Annotated in this window: 16 protein-coding genes; 4 read left to right on the forward strand and 12 right to left on the reverse strand. The window is 64.2% G+C overall.

Annotated features, from left to right (window positions below; genetic code table 11):
* Positions 1–17: 17 nt before the first annotated feature.
* The 11 genes from addA to FJ953_RS27765 all read right to left on the reverse strand — a co-directional run bounded on the left by addA (position 18) and on the right by FJ953_RS27765 (position 17,410).
* Complete coding sequence (addA, locus tag FJ953_RS27710) at positions 18–3,539, reverse strand: double-strand break repair helicase AddA (RefSeq protein WP_140625500.1); 3,522 nt, start codon at positions 3,537–3,539, stop codon at positions 18–20.
* Positions 3,536–6,670, reverse strand: coding sequence for a double-strand break repair protein AddB (addB, locus tag FJ953_RS27715; protein ID WP_140625501.1), 3,135 nt, complete (start codon positions 6,668–6,670; stop codon positions 3,536–3,538). Before addB ends, addA begins: the two co-directional genes overlap by 4 nt.
* Positions 6,667–7,431: a nucleotidyltransferase family protein gene (locus FJ953_RS27720; RefSeq protein WP_281405148.1), complete on the reverse strand. Its 765-nt coding sequence runs from the start codon at positions 7,429–7,431 to the stop codon at positions 6,667–6,669. The genes addB and FJ953_RS27720 overlap by 4 nt, the downstream gene beginning before the upstream one ends.
* Complete coding sequence (tsaE, locus tag FJ953_RS27725) at positions 7,428–8,939, reverse strand: tRNA (adenosine(37)-N6)-threonylcarbamoyltransferase complex ATPase subunit type 1 TsaE (RefSeq protein WP_140625502.1); 1,512 nt, start codon at positions 8,937–8,939, stop codon at positions 7,428–7,430. The genes FJ953_RS27720 and tsaE overlap by 4 nt, the downstream gene beginning before the upstream one ends.
* 8 nt (positions 8,940–8,947) lie before the next feature.
* The gene (locus FJ953_RS27730; RefSeq protein WP_140625503.1) at positions 8,948–11,503 is read right to left on the reverse strand and encodes a PAS domain-containing sensor histidine kinase; all 2,556 of its coding nucleotides are present in this window, start codon (positions 11,501–11,503) and stop codon (positions 8,948–8,950) included.
* A 187-nt stretch (positions 11,504–11,690) separates the two neighbouring features.
* Entirely contained in the window at positions 11,691–13,091 is a 1,401-nt protein-coding gene (gene ahcY, locus FJ953_RS27735; protein WP_140625504.1) for an adenosylhomocysteinase, read from the reverse strand.
* A 173-nt stretch (positions 13,092–13,264) separates the two neighbouring features.
* Positions 13,265–13,561, reverse strand: coding sequence for an HPr family phosphocarrier protein (locus FJ953_RS27740; protein ID WP_140491179.1), 297 nt, complete (start codon positions 13,559–13,561; stop codon positions 13,265–13,267).
* On the reverse strand, positions 13,558–13,959 hold the full coding sequence (locus FJ953_RS27745) for a PTS sugar transporter subunit IIA (RefSeq protein WP_027032585.1): 402 nt from the start codon (positions 13,957–13,959) through the stop codon (positions 13,558–13,560). Before FJ953_RS27745 ends, FJ953_RS27740 begins: the two co-directional genes overlap by 4 nt.
* Before the next feature lie 164 nt (positions 13,960–14,123).
* The gene (locus FJ953_RS27755; RefSeq protein ID WP_140491183.1) at positions 14,124–14,570 is read right to left on the reverse strand and encodes an HPr kinase/phosphorylase; all 447 of its coding nucleotides are present in this window, start codon (positions 14,568–14,570) and stop codon (positions 14,124–14,126) included.
* 210 nt (positions 14,571–14,780) lie between these two features.
* Complete coding sequence (locus FJ953_RS27760) at positions 14,781–16,565, reverse strand: sensor histidine kinase (RefSeq protein WP_140491185.1); 1,785 nt, start codon at positions 16,563–16,565, stop codon at positions 14,781–14,783.
* Between the two features lie 143 nt (positions 16,566–16,708).
* Positions 16,709–17,410 carry a response regulator transcription factor gene (locus FJ953_RS27765; protein ID WP_010912942.1) on the reverse strand — a complete coding sequence of 234 codons (702 nt, stop codon included), beginning with the start codon at positions 17,408–17,410 and terminating at the stop codon, positions 16,709–16,711.
* Positions 17,411–17,752: 342 nt separating this feature from the next.
* Here FJ953_RS27765 and FJ953_RS27770 point away from each other — a divergent pair, with 342 nt between their 5' ends.
* From FJ953_RS27770 to FJ953_RS27785, 4 genes are all read left to right on the forward strand, one after another.
* Positions 17,753–19,363 carry a phosphoenolpyruvate carboxykinase gene (locus FJ953_RS27770; RefSeq protein WP_140625505.1) on the forward strand — a complete coding sequence of 537 codons (1,611 nt, stop codon included), beginning with the start codon at positions 17,753–17,755 and terminating at the stop codon, positions 19,361–19,363.
* An 84-nt stretch (positions 19,364–19,447) separates the two neighbouring features.
* On the forward strand, positions 19,448–19,885 hold the full coding sequence (gene arfB / locus FJ953_RS27775; protein WP_140491189.1) for an alternative ribosome rescue aminoacyl-tRNA hydrolase ArfB: 438 nt from the start codon (positions 19,448–19,450) through the stop codon (positions 19,883–19,885).
* Positions 19,886–19,974: 89 nt separating this feature from the next.
* Positions 19,975–20,448: a peptidoglycan-binding protein LysM gene (lysM, locus tag FJ953_RS27780; RefSeq protein WP_140491191.1), complete on the forward strand. Its 474-nt coding sequence runs from the start codon at positions 19,975–19,977 to the stop codon at positions 20,446–20,448.
* Positions 20,449–20,551: 103 nt separating this feature from the next.
* Positions 20,552–21,169, forward strand: coding sequence for an alpha-ketoglutarate-dependent dioxygenase AlkB (locus tag FJ953_RS27785; RefSeq protein ID WP_140625506.1), 618 nt, complete (start codon positions 20,552–20,554; stop codon positions 21,167–21,169).
* Here FJ953_RS27785 and FJ953_RS27790 read toward each other — a convergent pair.
* Entirely contained in the window at positions 21,163–22,755 is a 1,593-nt protein-coding gene (locus FJ953_RS27790) for a hypothetical protein (protein WP_140524105.1), read from the reverse strand. The genes FJ953_RS27785 and FJ953_RS27790 overlap by 7 nt on opposite strands.
* Between the last annotated feature and the right edge of the window lie 107 nt (positions 22,756–22,862).

The following is a 22,862-nucleotide window of genomic DNA, read 5'->3' on the forward strand; positions in this document are numbered from 1 at the left end:
TTCAAGCAGTTCTTGTGTCACGCTCGCGTGAGTCGGGCAAGAGCGTCATCCATGGCCCGAGCCGGCAGTTCGATCAGCCGCGGCGCCTCCGTGAACAGCAAGGCCGCCGTGACTTCGCGGCCGGGATAGAGCGGCCGCAGCAAGGCGCGATAGAGCGCGAGCTGCAGCAGATAGGCGGGCGGAACCTCGCCCAGCGAGGCGGGCGCCGGCCGATTGGTCTTGTAATCGATGATGGATACGCGGTCCGGCGTCACCGCCACCCTGTCGATCTTGCCGGAAATCGAGCGTTTCGTGCCCTTGACGTCGAGGCTGCCCATGACCGCCACTTCGGCGCGCGAAGAGGGTCCGAAAAGCGGCGCGAAACGCGGATCGGCAAGGATCGCCATCACCGAGGCGACCGCCTTTTCGCACTCGCCGGCCGGCCATTGCGCGCCGGCGCGGGCGAGATAGCGTTCGGCTGCGCCCTGGCGTTCGTTTTGCGCCACGCCGGGCAGCATCTGCAGCAGTTTGTGAAGCGCCAGGCCTCGCATGACGGCGAAGCCGGGTTCGGCGTCGCCATCCAGCACCGGCGAGCCGGTGTCGATGACGCTTTCCTTGCCCTCGTCGATCAGGGCGGAGGTTCCGGATGGCGACAGCGGGCGCGGCAGGTCCTCGTATGGGGGCAGCGGCTTGAACAAGATTTCGGGCGGCGGCCCGAAGTCCCGCGTCTGCCTGGCTTCGCTCTCGGCGACCGGTGCAAACGGCGGCAATCCGGTCACCTGGAAGCGATGCACTGAGACGCCGCCGCCGGCCGGATGCGGATACTCGGCACTCTCCGGCGCCCCGACCAGGGCACGGCTGACGAGCGAATGCCAGGTGCCGGCGTTCGGTGCGCGCTTGCCGTGATAACCGCAAACGATCAGCCTGTCCTCGGCCCGGGTCATGCCGACATAGAGCAGCCGCCGGTACTCGTCATCGGCGAGATCGCGCGCCCTGGCCGCGGCAGCCTTCGAAATCCCGTTGGCGACGTCGCTGGTCGAACGCCAGAGAAAGCCCTTGCCGCTCCAGTTCAGCCCGGAACCCTCGAACGGCATCAGGCGCGGCAGGTGCTGATCGCTGAACGGAGCCGAACCGCCATCGACCAGGAAGACGACAGGCGCCTCGAGCCCCTTGGCTGCATGCACGGTCATGATGCGGACCTCGTCGCGGGTTTGGTCCATCTCGCGCTTGATTTCTGGGCCGGCGCTCTCCAGCGTCGACAGGAAGGCTTCCAGCCCGGGCAAGCCGGTCCGCTCCTCGGCAAGGCAGAAACTCAGGAATTCGTCGAGAATGTCCCCGGCTTCCGGCCCGAGCCGCGCAACCATCTTGCGGCGCACGCCACCGCGTGCCAGCAGGCCGGCATAGAATTCGAACACCGGCTTGAAGACGGCCTCGTTGGCCCAGATGTCGAGTTGAGCGGCGACCGCCGCGAGCGCTTCGCTTTGGCTGGCATGCTGGCGCAGGGACCCGGCCAGCGACAGGCCGGATGGTCTTTGCGCGGCCAGTGTGAAAAGCATCTCTTCCGACAGATCGAAGATCGGGCTCCGCAGCACGGCGGCGAGCGACAGATCGTCCTGCGGCTGGATCAGGAAATGGCCGAGCGCGATCAGGTCCTTGACCGCGATGTGGCCGGGCAGGCTCAACCGGTCCGCGCCGGCGACCGGGATGTCACGACGTTTCAGGGCACGCGTCAGTGCATGAACGAAGCGATCGCGCTTGCGCACCAGCACCAGCACGTCGCCAGGGCGCAGCCTCTTGCCGCGGCCTTCGATGACCTCGCCATTGCCGATCCAGCCGGCAATGGTGGCGGCGACGTTTTCGGCAACCCGAACCGCCGGCGCGCGGGCATGGTCGACTGCCTGCGTCCAGTCGTCCGGCTCGTCGACGACATCGGCGCCGATGGATGGCCAGACCTCGACATAGCCCGGTGCATCGGTGCGTATCGCCTTGTGGCTCAGCGGGTCGGGGTCATGGCTGATGCCGCGCCGCACGACCGGATCGGCGAAGACACGGTCGACAGCGGCCAGAACATCGTCGGTCGAGCGGAACGACCAGGTGAGCTTCAGATCGGCGAAGGGCGCATCGGCGTCGCGCACCTTGCTTGCGAACAGGAGCCTGCTGTCGGCGAAGGAATCCGGCGCCGCTCCCTGGAAGGAATAGATCGACTGTTTTTCGTCACCGACAGCGAAGATCGTCCGATGCGCGGTGTCGCGGGCGCCGATGCCGGCGAAGAATTCCTCGGCCAGCCGCTTCACCACCTCCCACTGGTCGGGGCTGGTGTCCTGCGCCTCGTCGAGCAGGATGTGGTCGATGCCCTGGTCGAGCTTGTATTGCACCCACGGGCCGGCATCGGGCCTGGCCAGGAGACTGACGGTGCGGGTGATCAGGTCGTTGAAGTCGAGGAACCCGCGGCCACGCTTCAACTGCTCGTAGCGGGCGATCAGCCAGTCGGCCAGCGTCAGCGCGGCGCGCGTGCCCTCCAGCATCCGGAACAGGGCGAGCCGGTCGACCGTCTCGACGATTGCGGTGGTCGCCGAGAGATAGCGCTCCGCCAGGTCCGGCAGCCGGTCGAGCAGCGCCTTCTTGAAGGCCTTGGCTGGATCGTAGACGTCGCCGTCGGCCTTCAGGAAAGCCCGCGAAAGCAGCTGCAGGCGGCGCACGGGGTCGGTTTCCGCGAAAGCCAGGCGCGCATGAGGCAAGATGTTGTTGAGCACCGTCCTGGCGTCGGCGGCCTCCGCCGCCTGGGCGAAGCCGGCAAAATAATCCGGCAGGAAGCCGGGCAGCGGCCAGATGGCGGCCGCTATGCCTTCGGCGGTCTGGCCGGGGCGGAATTGGAATTCGTCGAACAGCGTCTGGAAGTTCGGGCCGCCTCGATCGATTTCACCGATGAAGGCGCCCAGTTCGTCGCGCTTGCGGACGATCTCACCCAGCAAAGCGTCGAGCCCGGCCTCGCCACCGCGCTCGAGCACGGCGGCGAAAGCTTCGGCGAGGTTCGGCCGATCCGCCGCGCTGCCCGAAATCATTTCACGGCGCGCGGCGGCGAACAACGATGCCTCCATCTGCGGGTCGAGCATCTCGAAATGCGCGGGGATGTTGGCTTCCAGCGGGAACTGGTGCAGCACCGATTCGCAGAAGGCATGAATGGTCTGGATCTTCAGGCCGCCGGGCGTTTCCAGCGCCTCGGCAAACAGGCGGCGGGCGCGGCGCATGGTTTCGCGGTCGGGCCGGCGGCCATCGAGCGCCTCGACCCTCACCGCCAATTCGGCATCGCCGAGCGCGGTCCATTCCGACAATGTCGAGAAAACCCGGTTCGACATGTTGGCGGCGGCGGCGCGCGTATAGGTCAGGCACAGTATCTTCGACGGATCGGTGCCGCGAAGCAGGAGCCGGATGACGCGCTGGGCCAGCACATGGGTCTTGCCGGACCCGGCATTGGCCGACACCCAGGCGGAATTCCTCGGATCCGAGGCGCTGGCCTGCCTAGCGGCGGTTTCGCCGGGGATGGGATAGGCTTTCTTCATGCCTCCCCTCCCTCATCGTCCGCATCGCCGCCCGCCGACCATTCGAGCACGCGGGCGAGATGGTCGTAGTCGCCGTCGGTCTCGCCTTCGCGGAACGGCAGTGCCCGCGACAGATAGCCGGCCGCCGGATCGGCATAGTGGATGAGCAATTTCTCCAGCCGCGCCCAGGCCTCCTCGGCGAGGTCCGTGGCGGTGCGTGGCTGCCGGTTGTATTCGAGGATCGATTCCTCGAAAACCTCGCCATTCGGCTTCAGCCTGACGAAAGCCAATTGCGAGGGCTCGCGCGCGCCGAGTTCCTGGAAAGCGCCGCGCCTGAGCAACGCGCCCTCCAGCGCCAGTTGCGGCGACAGCAGCGTGTGCGCCTGGGCCTTGGAAGGCGAGGAGCCGGTCTTGTAGTCCAATATGTCGGCCATGCCGCCATGGAGAAGATCGACCCGGTCGGCATAGCCCGACAGGGTGATCCCGGATTGGCCGACCATGGTCTTGCCCGCTCGCGCCTCGGCGTGGCGCCGGGCCACGGCCCCAGCGCGGCCGCGTTCCCATTCGATGATGCTGGCGGCGAGTTTTTCGAAACGCGGCCACCAGACCGCCTCGACATCGGTGGGAAGTGCTGCCTCGGCGAAGCAGGTCCGGCCGGCGGCGAGCAGGCCGGCCAGCGCATCGGGAGCACGCGGATCGGCCACGCTGCCCGAGAACAGATGCAGGATGGCGTGGAACAGCGTGCCGCGCTCGGCCGCACCCGGGTCGCGGATGACCGGGTCGAGCGGCAGCAGGCCGAGGATGCGCCTGGCATAGATGGCGTAGGGATCGCGACGCAGCGTCTCGATCTCGGTGACCGAGAAATGGGTTGGACGCAGCGCGACCGGCGGCTTCGGCTGCGGGCGCGGCGCGAAGTCCCGCCGCGGGCCGGTATCGAGCGCGCGCGCCCAGGCGATGAGTTCGTCGCCGCGTTCGGCAAGCCTGGCTGCCTGGTCCTTGCCGATATAAGTGAGAATGCGCTGCAGCCAGCGCGAGGGCACGGCGGGCGCGTCACCGGCGCGTGCGGAGCGCGACAGCACCACCTTCGCCGCCCCCATGGCCATCTGGAAATCATGCGCGGCAAGCCCAATGCGCCGTTCGGGCGGCTCCAGGTCGATGCCGGTCTTCATCAGCCGCGACATGAAGCGATCGCTTTCGGGTTTGCGCGGCCACACGCCTTCGTTCATGCCGCCGATGACCAGCGTGTCGACATTCTGCAAGCGGGCTTCCAGCGCCCCCCAGATGGCGATGTTCCTGTCTGTGCCTTGCGCCGGCTTGACCGTCTCGGGCGCGATCAGCGCCGCCATGACATCTGGCCATTCGTCGGCGGCAAACGACAGCGGCACGGACGCCGCGACCAGTCCACGCAACAGGTCGGCCAGTTTCTCTCCGGCATCGCCGGCATAGAGTGCGCCAAGCCCGCCATCGGCCGCACGGCCTAGATTTTCCAGCACCACGACGCTGGCCTCGACCAGCGCCACAAGACCGGCGTCGGCCTGGCCGCGAAAGGCGGCAAGCGGCGCCAGCGCTTCGTTGAGACGTCCGAGCAAATTCCGCGCGCCTTCGATGGCGCGCACGGTCAGCCGGGTAAACCAGAAAGGCCGCCTGCTGTCGGCGCCGAGGTCAACCAGGCGGGCTTCGAACAGGTCCGGCAGCGACGCGATGTCGGGGCGGCCGGTGCCGCCGCGCAGCGCCACCAGTTCGATCAGTTCCGCCGCATGGCGAACGCTCGTCCGGTCCAGGCCAAGGGCAAGCAGGGGATGCTTGAGCAGCGACAGCAGGCCGACCGGGTCACCGGGACGGAACACCGCCTGCAACGCCAGGCCAAGCAGGCCGGCGGCGGGCGTGTTGGAAAGCGGCACACCACCGGAATCGTCGGCGACGACGCCGAAGCGAGCGAGCTCGACCGAGACGCGGCGCGCCAGCGCACGGTCACCGGTAACGAGGGCCGCTCTTTGGCCGGGCTGCTCGACTGCGCGCTTGAGCGCGACGGCGATCCCCACGGCTTCATCGCGTTCGCTGGCTGCCTCCAGCAGGCTCACGCCGGAGAACGCCTGCTCGATGTCGGAGGGGGAAAAGCCGCTGCGCGTCTCGGCCCACAATTCGGTGGTCTCGGCCGGCCGCAGCGCTTCGCCGACGAGGGCGGCGCGAAGCGCGAGTTCATGTCCGGCCGCGCCGATCTCCTCGACATCGCCGCGCAGCACACCGATGGTGCCGATCAGCTTGGCGAGGCCGTATTGCGGATGGCCGAGCACGGCCGGACGTGCGCCCGGCGCCGTGATGGCCTGGAAAGACGGCTCATCCATCGTCCGGTCGAGGCCTGGCAGCACGATGGCTCCTCCCGCCAAGCGGGCGATTGCGGCCAGCAGCTCTGCCGTGGCGGGGATGGAGCCGGTGGAACCGGCGGCGATAACCGGCCCGGCGGGCGGATTGCGCCGCAGCCGCGCCGCTTCCAGCCGGATCAGGGCGCTGCGATGCGCGGCCGGGTTGGAGAGGTTCCGTTCCCCAAGGAATTTCGGCCAGGCTTCGGTGACGATGCCTAGGAAATCGAGCGTGACCTGCCACCATCCCGCGAGATTGCCGCTCACCAGATCGGCGAGCCGCGTCCAGTCCGTGCCTTCCGTCTCGATCTCATCCATAAGCCGGGCGAGATCGCGCGCCAGCCAGATCGCATCGGCGGCGGAGGCCGGAATGACGATCTCCTCGTCGAAAAGCGCCGCCACATGCGCCGGCAGCCGGCGTTTCCAGGCACGCACCAGCGGCGCCAGCAGCAACAGGCGTTCGGTTGCCGCGATCGGCGGCGCGAGGTCGATGGCGGCCGACGCTTCCGTCTCGAACGCGGCCTCGTCCTCATCGAACTCGCCGAGCGGCCGGATGACTGGCAGAATCGCCGAACCGCCGCCGCCCCTCGCCGACAGGCTGTCGACGAAGACGCCACGCAAGGCGCGCGCGGCGCGGCGCGTCGGCACATAGATGATGACATCGGCCAAAGCGAGCGGGTCGCCATCGAAGCGAAAGCCCGGAACAAGACGCCCGGCCAGCAGCGCCTCGGCAAGCGTCGGCAGAAACGGCGCACCGGGCGGAATGGAGAAAACGCGGCCCGGGCCGCTCATTGCAACTCGGCTAGCGCGCCCGCGACCGCCGCTTCCGCGCTGGCAATAGCGTCAGGCGTGCCGACGGTGATCCAATGGCCATGCATCGGCATGCCGGACAGCCGGCCGGCGGCGATCGCCTTGTCGAAGTAGGCGTTAAGCGAATGAGGTTCCGGCAGGGCACCCTTGAAGATGCGCGGATGGACGATCGCCGCCCCGGCATAGATCAGGCCCGCCGGATCGCCCTTGGAACGCCGCAGGGTGCCGTCCGGCGCCACCAGGAAATCGGTGCTGCCGCAGTGTCCGGTCGCCTGATGGAGATCCGCCAGCATCAGCAGAATATCCATTTTCGCGGCGTCCCATGCAAGGGCGAGACGGTTGAGATTGAGCGTTCCTTGGTCGATCCAGAAGGTGTCGGCGTTGAGGATGTAGAAGGGCTGTTGGCCGAGCTCCGGCAGCGCCTTGACGATGCCGCCGGCGGAATCGAGCAACCGCTCGCTCTCGTTCGAAATGACGATCCGCGGCGCATGGCGCGCGCCGAGATGGGCGACGATCTGTTCGGGAAGATAGTGCACGTTGACGACGGCCTTGCCGATGCCGGCCGCGGCGAGACTGTCGAGGCCCCAGTCGAGCAGCGTCTTGCCGGCGATCCTGACCAGCGGCTTGGGGATCGTGTCGGTGATCGGCCGCATGCGCTTGCCGAGCCCTGCGGCAAGCACTATCGCAGTTTTGGGCACGATCGCAGTTTTGGGCACGCTCGCTGCGTCCGGTATCGATGTCACGGCGTTTGCTCCTCCAGCAGACCGTGAGCGGTATAGAACTCGCGAAGGCCGGCCAAGGCAGGATGAGACAGCGCCCGGCGCAGATAGTCGCGGATACGCGGCAAGTGCTTCAGATAATAGGGCTTGCCGTCGCGTTTTTCGAGCCGGACGAAGATGCCGAGGATCTTGGAATTGCGCTGCGCCGCCATGATCGCATAGGCCTCGAGGAATGCCGCCTCGTCAAATGGGCCGGCCGCGTGGCGGGCGGCGACATAGGCATCGAGCGTGCGTTTCTCGATGCCTGGCGGGATGGTGACGCGCGCGTCCATGGCCAGCGAGGCCACGTCGTAAGCGGCGGGGCCGATCAACGCGTCCTGGATATCGACGATACCGAGCCGGTCATGGCCGGAGCGCTCAGCGCGCCAGATGATGTTCGGCGAATGAAAGTCACGCAGCATCAGCGTGTATTGGCTGTCAGCGAGGCGGTCGAGAACCGCGTTCCACTCCTTGTGGTAGCCGACGCGCAAGGCATCGCCCGCCGGAGCGCCCGTCAGCATCGGCACGTACCAATCGACCAGCAGGTCCGCCTCGATCAGCATGGCGTCGCGGTCGAAGGGCGGCACATCGTGAAACAGGCCGGGCGCGGCCTCCATCCGGTGGGGCCAGGTCTTGCCATGCATCATGGCGAGCAGTTCGGCCGCCGCCTCATAGCGCCCGGCGACCGGCCTGCCATGCCCGTCCAGGAAACCTTCGGAGCCCAGATGTTCGAGCAGCAGGAATCCCTGGTCGAGATCCTGCGCATGGATTTCGGGAACGCTGACCCCGGCGGCGAGCAGCGCGCGGTCGATGGCGGCGAAGGCTGACACCGACTGGGCGGTGTGGGCGATGACGCCATAGGGCTTGCCGTCGCGCACCGGCGGGCCCAGCACCAGCCGCGGCGAGTTCATCAGCACCCTCGCGGCGTGGCCTGGAAGCGAGACAATTTCGTAGGAGCGGGCAGAGGCATCGCCGATGAAATGGCGGCGGCTGGCCTCGCCCCATCCAGCGCCTTCGAGGAAATCACGCATGGCGAGCGACCGCGCCACCCGATCGTAGGCAGCGCCTTGCCCGGACAGTCTCGCCAATCGGCCATCGCCATGCTGGACGAGTTCGATCAACACGGCGGTCCCGGGCAAATAACCCTCGGCCCGTTCCGGCCATTCGACAAGGGCCGCGCCTTGCGCCAACGCCTCGTCGAAGCCCAGTTCATCGAGCTCGGCTGCCGAGGACAGGCGGTAGAGGTCGAAATGATGGACCGGGATGCGCGTATCGTAGCTTTGCACAAGGGTGAAGGTAGGACTCGGCACGTCGAGACCGGCATCGTCAGCCAAGGCCCTGATCAGCGCCCGCGCCAGCGTCGATTTGCCCGCGCCGAGATCGCCCTTCAGCGCCAGGACGTCGCCGGCGCGCAACGCCAGCGCCAGATCCTCACCCAGCCGCGCTGTCTGTGTTTCGTCGGCGAGTAAACGCTCGAGCATCAATGCGGCCATCGAGTGCGCTACTCGGCCGCGGCGCGGATGCCCGGCATGTCGGGAAAGGTGCAGATGACGGTCGTGCCCTTGTCCTTGCCGGTTTCGATGCGGACGCTGCCGCCATGCAGCTCGACGAAGCTCTTGACGATCGACAGTCCGAGCCCGGCGCCGCGCCGGCGGCCGCCATTGGCGCGCGGCTCGAAGCGGCGGAACACCGAGTCAAGCACGTCGGGCGGCATGCCGGGTCCATCGTCATGGACCGAGAATTCCACCCCGTCCGCCAACTGACGGCAGGCGAGCCGGATGGCGCTGGCCTCCGGCGCGTAGTTGGCGGCGTTGCTGAGCAGGTTGTAGAGGATCTGGCGAATGCGGATTTCGTCACCGTGGAAGGTCTTCGGCGCCGCGGCGGCATCGACCTCGAGCCTGATTGAATGCTCTTCCAGCCGGTCGGCAACCAGCTCGGCGGCGGCGGCGATCGTGCGGTCGACATGGACCTCGGAAATGTCGAGCTGCATGATGCCGGCATCGACCGTGGCCAGGTCGAGTATGTCGTTGACGATGGTCAAAAGCACCGAGGACGACGAGCCGACATGCTCGACATATTCGCGCTGCTTCTGCGTCAGCGGACCGGTGGCCGGCAGCGACAGCAGTTCGGTGAAGCCGATGATGTTGGTCAGCGGCGAGCGCAGTTCGTAGGACACGTGCTGGACGAATTCGTTCTTGAGCTGGTCGGATTTCTCCAGCGCCTCGTTCTTGTCCTTGAGCGCGCGTTCGACACGGACGCTGTCGGTAACGTCGACGAAGGTCATCATCACCTGCCCGTTGGGCAGGGGGATCACGGCGTAGCGCAGCACGGTGCCGTTGTTGAGCTCGGTCTGACCGTGGCGGTCGCGGCGCTCGTCGTCGAAGCCGGTGATGGCGGCGACGAAGCTGCCCCACGGGCTGTCGATCGCTTGCAGGTCGCAAAGCTTACGGATTGCGGAAACATGGACATTGGGCCGGGCGGTTTCGGCGTCCAGGCCCCACAAAGTAGCAAATGCCGGGTTCGACAGGCGCAGCCTGCCGTCGGGACCGAACACCGCCACGCCTTCGGCGAGGTTGTCGAGTGTTTCGCCCTGGACCCGCACCGCGGTGCGGTAGCGGCTTTCGAGGTCCATCTTCTCGGTCAGGTTCTCGAACACCCAGGTGACGCCGCCCTTGGGCTGCGGGTTGGCGACGACGCGGATGGTCTTGCCGTCGGGCAGGTGCCACCAATGCTCCTGCGATTCCACCGCGCGGTAGGCGCCGAGCAGGCCTTCCTTCCAGCGGCGCCACTCCGGCTGCTCGGCGATCTTGCCCTCGCTGCGCAGCCGATCCAGCAGCAAAGCGTTATCGGGCGCGCTGTGCAGGAAGCCTGCATCGAGGCCCCAGAGCTTCTGGAAAGCCTGGTTGAAGAAGCGCAGCTTCTCGTCGGTGTCGAAGATCGCGACCGCCGTGTTGAGCTGGTCGAGCGTGTCGGCGTGGCTGCGCACGGTGCGCTCATATTCGCTGCGGATCGTTTCGATGGCGCTGGTGTCGCAGGCAAGCCCGGCCGAACCGTCGGCGCCGGCGAAATCGGTCACCGCGAAGACGCGGCGGTCGCCCTCGATCACCGTGGAAAGCGTCTGTTCGAAGACAGGATGGGACTTGTGCTGGGCAGCGATCGCTTCGCGCGCCTGGCCGCCGAGGAATTCCTTGGCGTCGCGGACGGCCATCTCCGCGCTTTCGGCCTCGACCGCTTCGGCATAGGCCCGGTTCACCCATCTCAGGCGGCCGTCCTCGCCGCGCAGCCATGCCGGCATCTTCAGCGCCTCGAGCAGGCCGATCATCGTATCATGATCGGCGGCCAGCCGCTGGTTTTCGATCTTCAGCCGGGCCTGGCTGCGTTGCGTCTCGGAAAGGGAAACGAACCGCACCAGCACATGCGCCGCGCTCTTGCGGCCATGCACTTCCAGCGGAGCGCCGGTCTGCGTTTCGATGACGAGGTCGAAGGACACGGCTCTTTCGCGCAGCCCCGCGACGGCATGCTCGAGTGCCGCAGCCGAGCGCGGCATCAGCCAGCGGCCGAAGGCAAGGAAGGCGGCCCGCTCCTCGGGCGCGCCGCTTTCGACCGGCAGCGTGCCGATGAGCTCGGGTTTCTTGTTCTCCGAGGCCCAGACGACGACACGCTGGTCGCGCAAGTTGAGCAGCGCCTCCGAACGGCGCAGCGCCGCGTTGATGTCCGCGATGCGGCTCCTGAGCTCGACATTTTCGGCCGAGGTGCGCGCTCTCTCCCGGATCAGAACGATGGCCGACAGGAATGCCGCTCCCATCACTCCGACAAAGACGGCAAGCTGCACGACCTCGACCGTGCTCACCGATAGGCTTGCAGCCTCCGCAGCAGCAGCCTGGGCGTGGGCCACCGTGCCGGCCAAAGGCCAGCCAAGTGCGGAGCCGGCAAGGAAAAGTCCGGCGCGCGCGCGCCATGAAGGGCGCCCGCCTCGCGTGGCGGTGCCGGTAATCCTCGAATCGTCATGGCCGCCGGAAACGGCCCGTCCCGCGCAAAGCGGGTTATCCCCCGGCATGTCTTGGTCCTCTTCGCCGCCTGAATGCAAGACCGCCCTGATGCGTACGCCGGTCCTCGTCCCCGGACCGCGAATCACAACAATAGCGCCTGCTGGAATCGGCGTGAAGAATCATTCGGCGCAAAAATAAAGCCGGGCGAAAAGTCAATCGCCCGGCGTCAATATCTGGTAGTAAATTCAGCTTTGGTTAATAGCGGTAGTGTTCCGGCTTGAACGGACCCTGCGGGGTCACGCCGATATAGGCTGCCTGTTCGCCCGACAGTTCGGTCAGGCGAGCGCCGAGCTTGTCGAGATGCAGGCGCGCGACCTTCTCGTCGAGATGCTTGGGCAGCACGTAGACCTGGTTCTGGTACTGCTCGCCCTTGGTGAATAGCTCGATCTGCGCCAGCACCTGGTTGGTGAAGGACGCCGACATGACGAAGCTCGGATGGCCGGTGGCGTTGCCGAGGTTGAGCAGGCGGCCTTCCGACAGCAAGATCATGCGCTTGCCATCGGGGAAGGTGATCATGTCGACCTGAGGCTTGACGTTGGTCCATTTCAGGTTGCGCAGCGATGCCACCTGGATCTCGTTGTCGAAGTGACCGATGTTGCCGACGATCACCATGTCCTTCATCGAACGCATGTGGTCGAGGGTGACGACATCCTTGTTGCCGGTGGTGGTGATGACGATGTCGGCGGTGGGTGCGGCATCTTCGAGCGTGACGACCTCGAAGCCGTCCATCGCCGCCTGCAGGGCGCAGATCGGATCGACCTCGGTGACCTTGACGCGGGCGCCGGCGCCCTTCAGCGAGGCGGACGAGCCCTTGCCGACGTCGCCATAGCCGCAGACGACGGCGACCTTGCCGGCCATCATGGTGTCGGTGCCGCGGCGGATGCCGTCGACCAGCGATTCCTTGCAGCCATATTTATTGTCGAATTTCGACTTGGTGACGGAGTCGTTGACATTGATGGCCGGGAAAGGCAACAAGCCCTTCTTCTGCAGCTGGTAGAGCCTGTTGACGCCGGTGGTCGTCTCTTCGGTGACGCCTCGGATCGCTTCCTTCTGCTTGGTGAAGAAGCCGGGCGAAGCCTTCATGCGCTTCTTGACCTGGGCATAGAAATATTCCTCCTCCTCGCTGTGCGGATTGGACAGCACGTCCTCGCCGGCCTCAGCGCGCGCGCCGATCAGGATGTACATGGTGGCGTCGCCGCCATCATCGAGGATCATGTTGGAGGTGCCGCCGTCGGCCCACTGGAAAATCCTGTCGGTGTAGTCCCAGTACTGCTCAAGCGTCTCGCCCTTGACGGCGAAGACCGGGATGCCGGCCTCGGCGACGGCAGCAGCGGCATGGTCCTGGGTCGAGAAGATGTTGCAGGAAGCCCAGCGTATATCGGCACCGAGCGCCTTCAGCGTCTCGATCAACACCGCGGTCTGGATGGTCATGTGCAGCGAGCCGGTGATGCGCGCGCCCTTGAGCGGCTTCTTGGAGCCGAATTCCTCGCGGCAGGCCATCAGGCCCGGCATTTCGGTTTCGGCGATCTCGATTTCCTTGCGGCCCCAGCCGGCAAGCGAGATGTCGGCGACCACATAATCCTTGCTACCCGTCATGGCAGTGCTCCGATGCGAATTGTTACGCTATTGAATTGTTTGCGGATGCGCCCGCGCCGGCAGGCGCGTCGAAGGGCGCGAATTGCCCGCCTGACTAGCAGATCGGCGTCAAGACGACAATGGGATATAAAGAAATCTTTATCCCTGCATGTCTTTCATGCGGAGGTAAAGGATCAGCATTCCTCGCCGAAGCGGGACGCGACCAGCTGCTCCAGCGCATTCATGACCTCAAGCGCTTCGGGACCGCTGGCGGTGACGCGAATCGAATAGCCCGGACTTGCCGCCAGCATCATCAGGCCCATGATCGAGGTGCCGCCGACCTTGACGCCGTCCTTCTCGACATGGACCGATGCGTTGTAGCCGCTGGCGAGCTGTACGAACTTGGCCGAGGCGCGCGCGTGCAGGCCGCGCTGGTTGACGATCGGAAATTCACGGACGATCTGGTCCTTTTCCGACGACATCGTGCTCATTTGCTGCTCAGGAGCTGGCTGGCGACATTGATGTATTTGCGCCCCGCCGCCTGCGCCTCGTCGAGGGCCGCCGCCATGTTGTCGCCCTTGCGAATCGAGGAGAGCTTGATCAGCATCGGCAAATTCATGCCGGCGATGACTTCGGTGCGGCCGGACTCCATCACGGAAATGGCAAGGTTCGAAGGCGTGCCGCCGAACATGTCGGTCAACACGATCACGCCCGTCCCGGTGTCGACACGGGCGACGGCATCGACGATGTCGCGCCGGCGCTGCTCCATATCGTCGTCAGCCCCGATCGCCACGGTTTCGAAATTGTCTTGTGGCCCGACGACATGTTCCACGGCATGTCGGAACTCGGTGGCCAGTTGACCGTGCGTTACAAGCACGAGTCCGATCATTCTTTGGTGGCTCCCGTCATCGCCGCTTCACAGGCGCATTTTATGCTCGCCAGCCATTCCAGGCGGCGGGAGCGCTATCTTGTCGACGCGCGGCTCGTTGACAAGCCCAAAATTGCGCCGGCCCATGCCATTTTGACGCATTGCAGCAAAAAACCCCGGTCGCATCATAGAAAAGGCGCGATCGACAGATGCGCCATCACGGCGGGCAAGGCAGCGGCAATATTGCGTTCCGCCACGTCAATCCGCGGCACCAGGCAGCCGGCGATGTTGTCGTCGGCATCCTCCTGAAAGCGTGCCACTTCGCCGGCCGGCAAAAGCCTGACATGCAGATCGATGACGGCGCCCGCCTCAAACGGCACGGGTCGCGGACCACGCCCGGGCACCTCGACCAGGCCCTCGATCGCGGCGGGCGCGCGGCACACCAGCCGTCCCGCATGTGCCATGACGAAAAGCTGGTCGTCGCCGACGAGCCGTGAGAACAAGCCTCGCGGGTGGCAATGGTCAATGAGCGCCAGCGCCAGTGTCGTCTTGCCCGAACCGGATGCGCCGCTGACGAGAACGCCGCGCTCGCCGATCAGGATGGCCGTTGCGTGGATGTTTTCAGGCTGCATGAGCGTGCCCGCTTATGCATTTCGGAAATCCTGATCCAACCCCGTCATCTCGAGAATCTGCAGGCCTTTCAATAGTGTTCGCACCATAGTCCCGCTGTGCGGCGGATCCACGGGACAAGCCCGAGGATGACGGCCGTAAGGCCGCGATATCCGGGATCATTTTTGCATGAGGCATGATCTGATCCGAAAACCGGTTCCCACTTTTCGGGATCATGCTTCGGCCGGCAGCGTAACCACGAAGCGGGCGCCCTTGATCTCGCCTGGCTTGGTGCCGGGGATGTTCTCGGCGGTCAGCGTGCCGCCATGGGCCTCGACGATCTGCCTGGATATCGACAGGCCAAGGCCTGAATTCTGGCCGAACGCCTCGCCGGCGGGCCGGTCGGTGTAGAAACGTTCGAAGATGCGGTCGATGTTGTCGGCACGGATGCCGGGACCATTGTCATCGACGGTGAGGATGTTGAACTTGCCGGTGCGCGCCAGCGACAGGATGATGTGGCCGCGCTCCTCTGGCACGAAGGAGCGGGCGTTCTCGATCAGGTTGGTGATGACCTGGCCGATGCGCAGGTCGTGGCCGACGACGAAATAGCCTTTGACGCCCTGCGGCAGCTTGGCGACCCTGAGCTCGATCTCGACCGCCTTCTTGTTGCGCGTCGTTTCACGCGAGACGGCGACGAGGTCGGTGATGAACTTCTTCAGGTCCACGGTCCCCGCGTCATCCCGCGCCAGCTCGGCGTCGAGACGGGAGGCATCCGAAATGTCGGTGATGAGACGGTCCAGCCGCCTGACGTCGTGCTGGATGATCTCCATCAGCCGGCTGCGCGAATTGTCGTTCTTGGCCAGCGGCAAGGTCTCCACCGCGCTGCGCAGCGAGGTCAGCGGGTTCTTCAATTCATGGGAAACATCGGCGGCGAAGCTCTCGATCGCCTCGATGCGCGCATAGAGCGCGTTCGTCATGTCGCGCACGGCAATCGACAGATTGCCGATCTCGTCCTGACGGTCGGAGAAATCAGGAATTTCCTCGCGGCTCTTGACGCCGCGCCGTACCCGCACGGCCGCCGCCGACAGCCGGCGCAGCGGATTGGCGATGGTGGAGGCCAGAAGCATCGACAGGATGGCGGTGACGAGCGCCGCGATGCCAAAGACGCGCAGGATCGCCTTGCGTTCGGCGGCGACGATCTTGTCGATGTCGCCGCCTTCGGTCGACAGCATCAACACGCCGAGAACGGCGCGGAAGCGCTGGATCGGCACCGCGACGGAAACGATCTGCTCGCCCTGTTCGCTGATCCGGACGATGGTCGACGGGCTGCCGGTCAGCGCCTTGACCACTTCCGGGAAGGCGGCGCCATTGCCGCCGGGCTGCTCGTGATAGACCGGCAGATCGGTGTTGCGGAAGAAGTCGAAGATGAACTTCTGGATGCGTTCGACAAGGTCGGGCTCTTCCTCGTCGACCGGGGGCAGATCGTACCGAAGGATCTGGCCGCGCGAATAGAGATGGCGCGAATCGAGCAGCAAATTGGCGTCGCGGTCGTAGATGCGGGCGCGGGTGCGGGTCGGCGAGATCAGCCGGCGCAGCACCGGGGCGACGCGCTCGGGATTGATCGGGAAATCCAGATTGTCGAGCTGGTCGGAGCCCGGTCCCAGGCTTTCGCCGGCCTGCAGCTCAAGCAGCTTTTCCGGATCGATGCTGATCGAATCGGTCTCGACCGTCGCCGAGGCGGCGATCGCGCCGGCGATGATCTCGCCCTGGGTCATGAGGCTTTCGACGCGGGCGTCGATCAGCCCGTCGCGGAAGGTGTTGAGATAGAGAATGCCGGTGACCAGGACTGCGAGGCCGGCGAGATTGAGGAAGAGGATACGCCGCGTCAGGCTGGAAAAGATGTGATGGCCGAGGAAGCGGCGCATGGGCACGGTGAGCTTCGACAGGAACGCGGGCATGATGCGCGCCGGCCGCCTTGCAACGCCCGCCGATCTGCTCCGCTGTGCTTCCACTGCCATCGAACAGCAGTTCCCTGCTTAGTATTAGTGAGTAGCGGGTAGCGAATAGAGAAATGGTTGGCTGAGATCGCGGCGATGCACGGGTGGCCGCTCGCACCATTCAAAACTGACTACCGACTATTCCCTATTGTCTACCCGCCTATTCACGCCTCGCGGAACCGGTATCCGACTCCGTAAAGGGTTTCGATCATCTCGAAGTCGTCGTCGACGGCCTTGAACTTCTTGCGCAGCCGCTTGATGTGGCTGTCGATGGTACGGTCGTCAACATAGACCTGCTCATCATAAGCCGAATCCATCAGCGCATCACGACTTTTTACGACGCCGGGGCGCTGTGCCAGCGAATGCAGGATCAGGAATTCGGTGACGGTGAGCGTCACCGGTTCGCCTTTCCAGGTGCACGTGTGGCGTTCCTGGTCCATGACGAGCTGGCCGCGCTCGAGCGAGCGCGCCTGCTGGCTGGGCGCTTTTGCCGCGGCCTCACGGGCGCTGGCACGACGCAACACCGCGCGCACCCGCTCGACCAGCAAACGCTGCGAGAAGGGTTTGCGGATGAAGTCGTCGGCGCCCATCTTGAGGCCGAACAGCTCGTCGATCTCGTCGTCCTTGGAGGTCAGGAAGATGACCGGCAGGTCGGATTTCTGGCGCATCCGGCGCAAGAGTTCCATGCCGTCCATGCGCGGCATCTTGATGTCGAGGATGGCGAGATTCGGCGGGCGCGCCGCCAGGCCTTCCAGCGCGGACGCACCATCCGTGTAGGTTTCGACGCGATAGCCTTCCGATTCGAGGGCGATCGACACCGAGGTCAGAATGTTGCGGTCGTCATCGACAAGCGCGATTGTTGCCATTTCAAGCGGCTCCCTCATGAGCTGTCCCTTCTTTGGTAGAGAAGGGGCTTTTGCAGGACAAATTAGGTACAAAATGTGGCATAGGCCTTCGCCGCTGTCACGGGCGGCATGCCGGCGGCCACGATCGCACCTCGATATGGATTGGACGAACCAGCGCCGCCAATCCTTTGGGCAACCACGAAACTTTTTGCACATATAAACGATTTAAACAACTTTCAAAATATTTAAATCGATTAATGATTTGATATCATTCGGCTTTTCTGGTTCTGACCATCTAAGCTCGCGTAGTGGGCGTGCCGGAAAGGCGCCGGCAAAGATGCGCAAATCGGAGAAGGGTCATCCATGTCGGAAGTCGGCAAACGCAATCCTGCCTGCGCGATCGATCGTATCGGTCTCAGAACCTCTGGCCTGGTGCGCTACAATTTCGGGGCGCCCGCCCTCTACGAGGAATCAATCAGGCGCGGCGAAGCGCGGCTGACCGCACATGGCGCGCTGGTCGCCGAAACAGGCCAGCACACCGGCCGTTCGCCCAAGGACAAGTTCGTCGTCCGCGACGGCGCCACCGAGAATGACATCTGGTGGGACAACAACAAGGCGATCTCGCCGGACCAGTTCGAGACGCTGCTCGAAGAGTTCCGGGCGCACGCCGCGGACAAGGATCTCTGCGTGCAGGACCTTGTCGGCGGCGCAGACCATGAGCTGAAGCTGCCCACCAGGGTCATCACCGAGTTTGCCTGGCATTCGCTGTTCATCCGCAACCTGCTGATCCGTCCGGAAGCTGCGGAGCTCGACCATTTCGTGCCCGAGATGACGATCATCGACCTGCCCTCCTTCCGCGCCGACCCCGCCCGCCACGGCACCCGCACCGAAACCGTGATCGCCGTCGACCTCACCCGCAAGATCGTCCTGATCGGGGGCACTTCCTATGCCGGCGAGATGAAGAAATCGGTGTTCACAATGCTGAACTACCTGCTGCCGGCCAAGGGCGTGATGCCGATGCACTGCTCGGCCAATGAGGGCCCTGGCGGCGACGCCGCGATTTTCTTCGGCCTGTCGGGCACCGGCAAGACGACGCTGTCGGCCGATCCGTCGCGCACGCTGATCGGCGACGACGAGCACGGCTGGGGGCCGCACGGCATCTTCAATTTCGAAGGCGGCTGCTATGCCAAGACCATCAAGCTGTCGGCGGAAGCGGAGCCTGAGATTTTCGCCACCACGCAGCGCTTCGGCACGGTGCTGGAGAACGTCGTTCTCGACGCCCATGGCGTGCCGGATTTCGACGACGGCCGGCTCACCGAGAACACGCGCTGCGCCTATCCGCTCGACTTCATACCCAATGCCAGCAAGACGGGGCGCGCCGGCCATCCCCGGAACATCATCATGCTGACCGCCGACGCTTTCGGCGTGATGCCGCCGATCGCACGACTGACCCCGGCGCAGGCGATGTATCATTTCCTGTCCGGCTACACGGCCAAGGTGGCCGGAACGGAGAAGGGCGTGACCGAGCCCGAAGCGACGTTCTCGACCTGTTTCGGCGCGCCGTTCATGCCACGCCATCCCTCGGAATATGGCAATCTGCTGCGCGAGCTGATCGCGCAGCACGGTGCCGATTGCTGGCTGGTCAACACCGGCTGGACTGGCGGCGCCTACGGCACAGGCAGGCGGATGCCGATCAAAGCGACGCGCGCGCTGCTTGCCGCGGCACTCGACGGCTCTCTGAAGACGACCGGTTTCCGTACCGACGCCAATTTCGGTTTCGAGGTGCCGGTGGCGGTGTCGGGCGTCGACGCCGCCATCCTCGACCCGCGATCGACCTGGGCCGACAAATCCGCTTATGACCGGCAAGCGGCAAGGCTGGTCGGCATGTTCGCCGTCAATTTCGAGAAGTTCGAAAACCATGTCGACGCCTCCGTCCTCGGCGCGGCGCCGCACATGCGGGAAGCGGCGGAATAATCGCCCGCCAGGCTCAGCCATCCTCGCAAGGCCCGGTCCCGATCGGGCCTTTTCTTTTTTCGTGCGCCGCGCCATGACTGCGGCATGACGAGCGACGACACAATCATCATTGCCGACGATGCCGTGATCCATCCGGGTGATCTCCACGAGGATTTCATCCGCTCCTCCGGCCCCGGCGGGCAGAACGTCAACAAGGTGGCGACGGCGGTGCAGCTGCGCTTCGATGCACGCAACGCACCCGGCCTGTCGGAGCGCGTGCGCGAACGCACGATCAGGCTTGCCGGCCAGCGCGCCACCAAGGACGGCGTCATCGTCATCGAAGCCGGACGCTTCCGCACGCAGGAGCAGAACCGGGCGGATGCACGGGCGCGGCTGACGGCGCTGGTCGCCAAGGCGGCCGAGCCGCCACCGCCGCCGCGCAAGAAGACGAGACCGTCGAAAGGCGCGGTCGAACGGCGGCTGAAGAGCAAGGCCGGACGCGGCACCATCAAGAAACTGCGCGGCCGGGTAGAGAACGATTAAGCAACACACCAATCGCGCGCGTGAACCCGCTTTCAATTTCGCTTTGCAGATGCAAGGTTTACTCATTGCCACAGCAAGGAGACCTGGAGATGGGTATGTTCGATTTCGTCAAGAGCGTCGGCAAAAAGCTCGGCATAGGCGGTGACGAGGAAGCGGCACCCAGCGCCGATACGCTCAAGAAAGAACTCGATTCGCACAAGCTCGGTACCGACGGCGTGCAGGTCGTCGTCCAGGGCGACACGGCGGTGCTGAAGGGCGTGGTCAAGGACCAGTCGGTTTTCGAAAAGGCGGTCATCGCCGTCGGCAACACGCTAGGCGTCTCCAAGGTGCAGGCGGACGAGTTGCAGGTCGCGCCGGCCTCCGGTTCGGCGGCGGCCGCGGCCAAGGAGCCGACTTTCTACACCGTCCAGAAGGGCGACAATCTCTGGAAGATCGCCGAGAAAAGCTATGGCAAGGGCAAGGGCGCCAAGAACACGGTCATCTTCGAGGCCAACAAGCCGATGCTGACCCATCCCGACAAGATCTATCCGGGGCAGGTCCTGCGCATTCCAGACCTCACCTGATCAAGGGAGACGCGAATTTTTCGGGAACGGCGGCTTTCGGGTCGCCGTTTTCATTTTCAGATGGCATGCTCGAACCGACGAAACGGAGCTAGCGACCGACCTCATGCTCGTTCTGCCCAAGGGCGTCCGCCACATGCCGGCCTATCTGTCCCGCGACGTGCAGGAGGCGCTGGTGGAGGATGTGAGAGGCATCGTCCAGCAGGCGCCGCTATTCGTGCCGGCCATGCCGCGCACCGGCAAGGAAATGAGCGTGCGCATGACCAATTGCGGCCCGCTCGGCTGGGTCACCGACAAGGAACGCGGCTATCGCTACCAGCCGACGCACCCCGTGACAGGGACGCCGTGGCCGCCGATCCCGGATGTGCTGATGCGGTTGTGGCGAGAGGTCTCGGCCTACCCGCATCCGCCGCAGGCATGCCTGGTCAATTTCTACGCGCCGGATGCGAAGATGGGTGTGCATCAGGACCGCGACGAGGAGGATTTCTCAGCACCCGTCGTCTCGGTCTCGCTGGGCGACGACTGCCTGTTCAGGGTCGGCCAGACGACGCGCGAGGGGGCGACCCGGTCGTTCCGGCTGAAGAGCGGCGACGTCGTCGTGCTCGGCGGCGAAGGACGCCTCTGCTTTCACGGCGTCGACCGCATCTACCCCTCGACCTCGGCGCTGCTGAAAAATGGCGGCAGGATCAATCTGACGCTGCGGCGGGTGACGAGGGGTCAGTGAGCACTGCTGCGCCGCGCATAGACCTCGATGTAGTCTCCTAGCGCGATCTCTTCGTAATTGCTCATCAAGGCCTGGAAGTCAGCGTTCTGACGCATCCAGGTAGTCCATATTGGAGGATAATTCGCCGCCAACGACAACACGGATTTCTTCTTGTCCAAGCGATCGACAAGGATGATGTCCGGCTTGTTGTCGCGGATCAAGGAGTTGACATAAAGCGTATAGTTGTCGAGGTCGTGCCGCGCTATTCGTTCGTCTTCGCCGTGATAGTTGCCTTTCATCAAACCCCAAAGCGCATGGGCGCCAACCCAATCATGAGCGTAGGCTGAAAGCCAACGGCCATTGACCATCCTCGCCAGCGGATTCCCGACGGAAAGATCCGAACTGACCTGAACAATGGACGGCGAGGAGTATCGGGCCTTGATTGCATCGACCAGGCTCTTTTCCGGCATCTGGTAAAACTGGTGGTGCGTTACCGTGAGAGCGACAACCACAGCAAAGGCGGCGCTAGAATGAAGTCTCGCATTGGCGCGCTCCGAGGCCGCTTCTTCTCCTGAAAGCGCGAGCACTTTTTGCCGTCGCGATGCAACAGCCAACAGCATCGCGACCAGCAACGCAAGCTGATACGGATACTGGTGATTGGGCCAATATTTGCCAAGATATGCCATTGAGACAAAGAAGCCTGCGCCACTTGTTACCGCAATTGCCACATCACTTCGCCAAGCAGATTTCCGCATCTGGAAGGCTATAAAAACGACGAACACCGCAAAGGTCGGCAGCGCCAACAGAATATTTATGTTGGCCCGCAGACTGACATAGTAGCGCATCAGCAAAGGCAAGAATGTATCAAGAAATTCTGGGAACCATATTCGCACGCTGGCGAGATACCCCGTGCAGATCGCGCCTATGACGATATTCTCAACAGTCAGGCAGGCCAGAAGCGACCGCCTTCGCCAGGCGATGACAAGATAAGGCAGTGCGATGCCAAGTGCCCAGTGGGGCTTAACGAGCAGCAACACGCTTGCCGCCAGCCCAACGGTGAATGCAAGTGCAACTGGTATATGCTGGCCTGGACTATCGTTGGAACGCCACATCATCAGGAACAGCATCGGCATGAACAGCATCATACCGATATGCTCGCGTTGTCCGAAAATATTCCCTGGCATGATCAGAAGCAGAACCGCGAGCATGGGATAGACCCACTGGGTTCTGAGATCGACAAAGATCCTGCCTTTCTCGATCACAAGGGCCGACAACAAAATCGAAACGACGAAGATAAGATAGATGAAATATTCGATCGCCAATTCCGGCGAAATTCCCAACCTATGGGACAACCACACTGGTCCGATATACAGAGCGACCGAAAAAGGCGGGTTGGTTTCTAAAATGTCGACATAGAGTTTCTGACCAGAAAAAATCTTCTCGCAGATAATGATTATCCAACTCACATCGGTGTTGTCACCCGCTGTCCAAGGCATGAAAAAGGAGATCACGACGACCAGTCCAACGAGCGAGAATTGCCGCAGACTGCCGATACGGTACTGGGATGCGACCATCGCATCGAACGTTCTTGCGCCCGACAAGCTCATATGATTGCCTCTAAAAGGACGAGCCTCCGCAAAAGATTAAAGGTCATGATCGAAACTGGGACAGAGGCATAGCTGCTTGCGATCCCATTAAGATTGCATCGGAAACT

The organism is Mesorhizobium sp. B2-3-6 (genome assembly GCF_006442305.1).
Taxonomy (GTDB): Bacteria; Pseudomonadota; Alphaproteobacteria; order Rhizobiales; family Rhizobiaceae; genus Mesorhizobium.

What these genes read in the sequence shown, in the direction of transcription:
- FJ953_RS27760 (WP_140491185.1), bottom strand. Translation starts at nt 16,565, where the DNA reads ATGGCAGTGGAAGCACAGCGGAGCAGATCGGCGGGCGTTGCAAGGCGG.
- addB (WP_140625501.1), bottom strand. Translation starts at nt 6,670, where the DNA reads ATGAGCGGCCCGGGCCGCGTTTTCTCCATTCCGCCCGGTGCGCCGTTT.
- FJ953_RS27770 (WP_140625505.1), top strand. Translation starts at nt 17,753, where the DNA reads ATGTCGGAAGTCGGCAAACGCAATCCTGCCTGCGCGATCGATCGTATC.
- FJ953_RS27755 (WP_140491183.1), bottom strand. Translation starts at nt 14,570, where the DNA reads ATGCAGCCTGAAAACATCCACGCAACGGCCATCCTGATCGGCGAGCGC.
- FJ953_RS27745 (WP_027032585.1), bottom strand. Translation starts at nt 13,959, where the DNA reads ATGATCGGACTCGTGCTTGTAACGCACGGTCAACTGGCCACCGAGTTC.
- tsaE (WP_140625502.1), bottom strand. Translation starts at nt 8,939, where the DNA reads ATGGCCGCATTGATGCTCGAGCGTTTACTCGCCGACGAAACACAGACA.
- FJ953_RS27740 (WP_140491179.1), bottom strand. Translation starts at nt 13,561, where the DNA reads ATGAGCACGATGTCGTCGGAAAAGGACCAGATCGTCCGTGAATTTCCG.
- ahcY (WP_140625504.1), bottom strand. Translation starts at nt 13,091, where the DNA reads ATGACGGGTAGCAAGGATTATGTGGTCGCCGACATCTCGCTTGCCGGC.
- FJ953_RS27790 (WP_140524105.1), bottom strand. Translation starts at nt 22,755, where the DNA reads ATGAGCTTGTCGGGCGCAAGAACGTTCGATGCGATGGTCGCATCCCAG.
- FJ953_RS27730 (WP_140625503.1), bottom strand. Translation starts at nt 11,503, where the DNA reads ATGCCGGGGGATAACCCGCTTTGCGCGGGACGGGCCGTTTCCGGCGGC.
- arfB (WP_140491189.1), top strand. Translation starts at nt 19,448, where the DNA reads ATGACGAGCGACGACACAATCATCATTGCCGACGATGCCGTGATCCAT.
- FJ953_RS27785 (WP_140625506.1), top strand. Translation starts at nt 20,552, where the DNA reads ATGCTCGTTCTGCCCAAGGGCGTCCGCCACATGCCGGCCTATCTGTCC.
- addA (WP_140625500.1), bottom strand. Translation starts at nt 3,539, where the DNA reads ATGAAGAAAGCCTATCCCATCCCCGGCGAAACCGCCGCTAGGCAGGCC.
- FJ953_RS27765 (WP_010912942.1), bottom strand. Translation starts at nt 17,410, where the DNA reads ATGGCAACAATCGCGCTTGTCGATGACGACCGCAACATTCTGACCTCG.
- lysM (WP_140491191.1), top strand. Translation starts at nt 19,975, where the DNA reads ATGGGTATGTTCGATTTCGTCAAGAGCGTCGGCAAAAAGCTCGGCATA.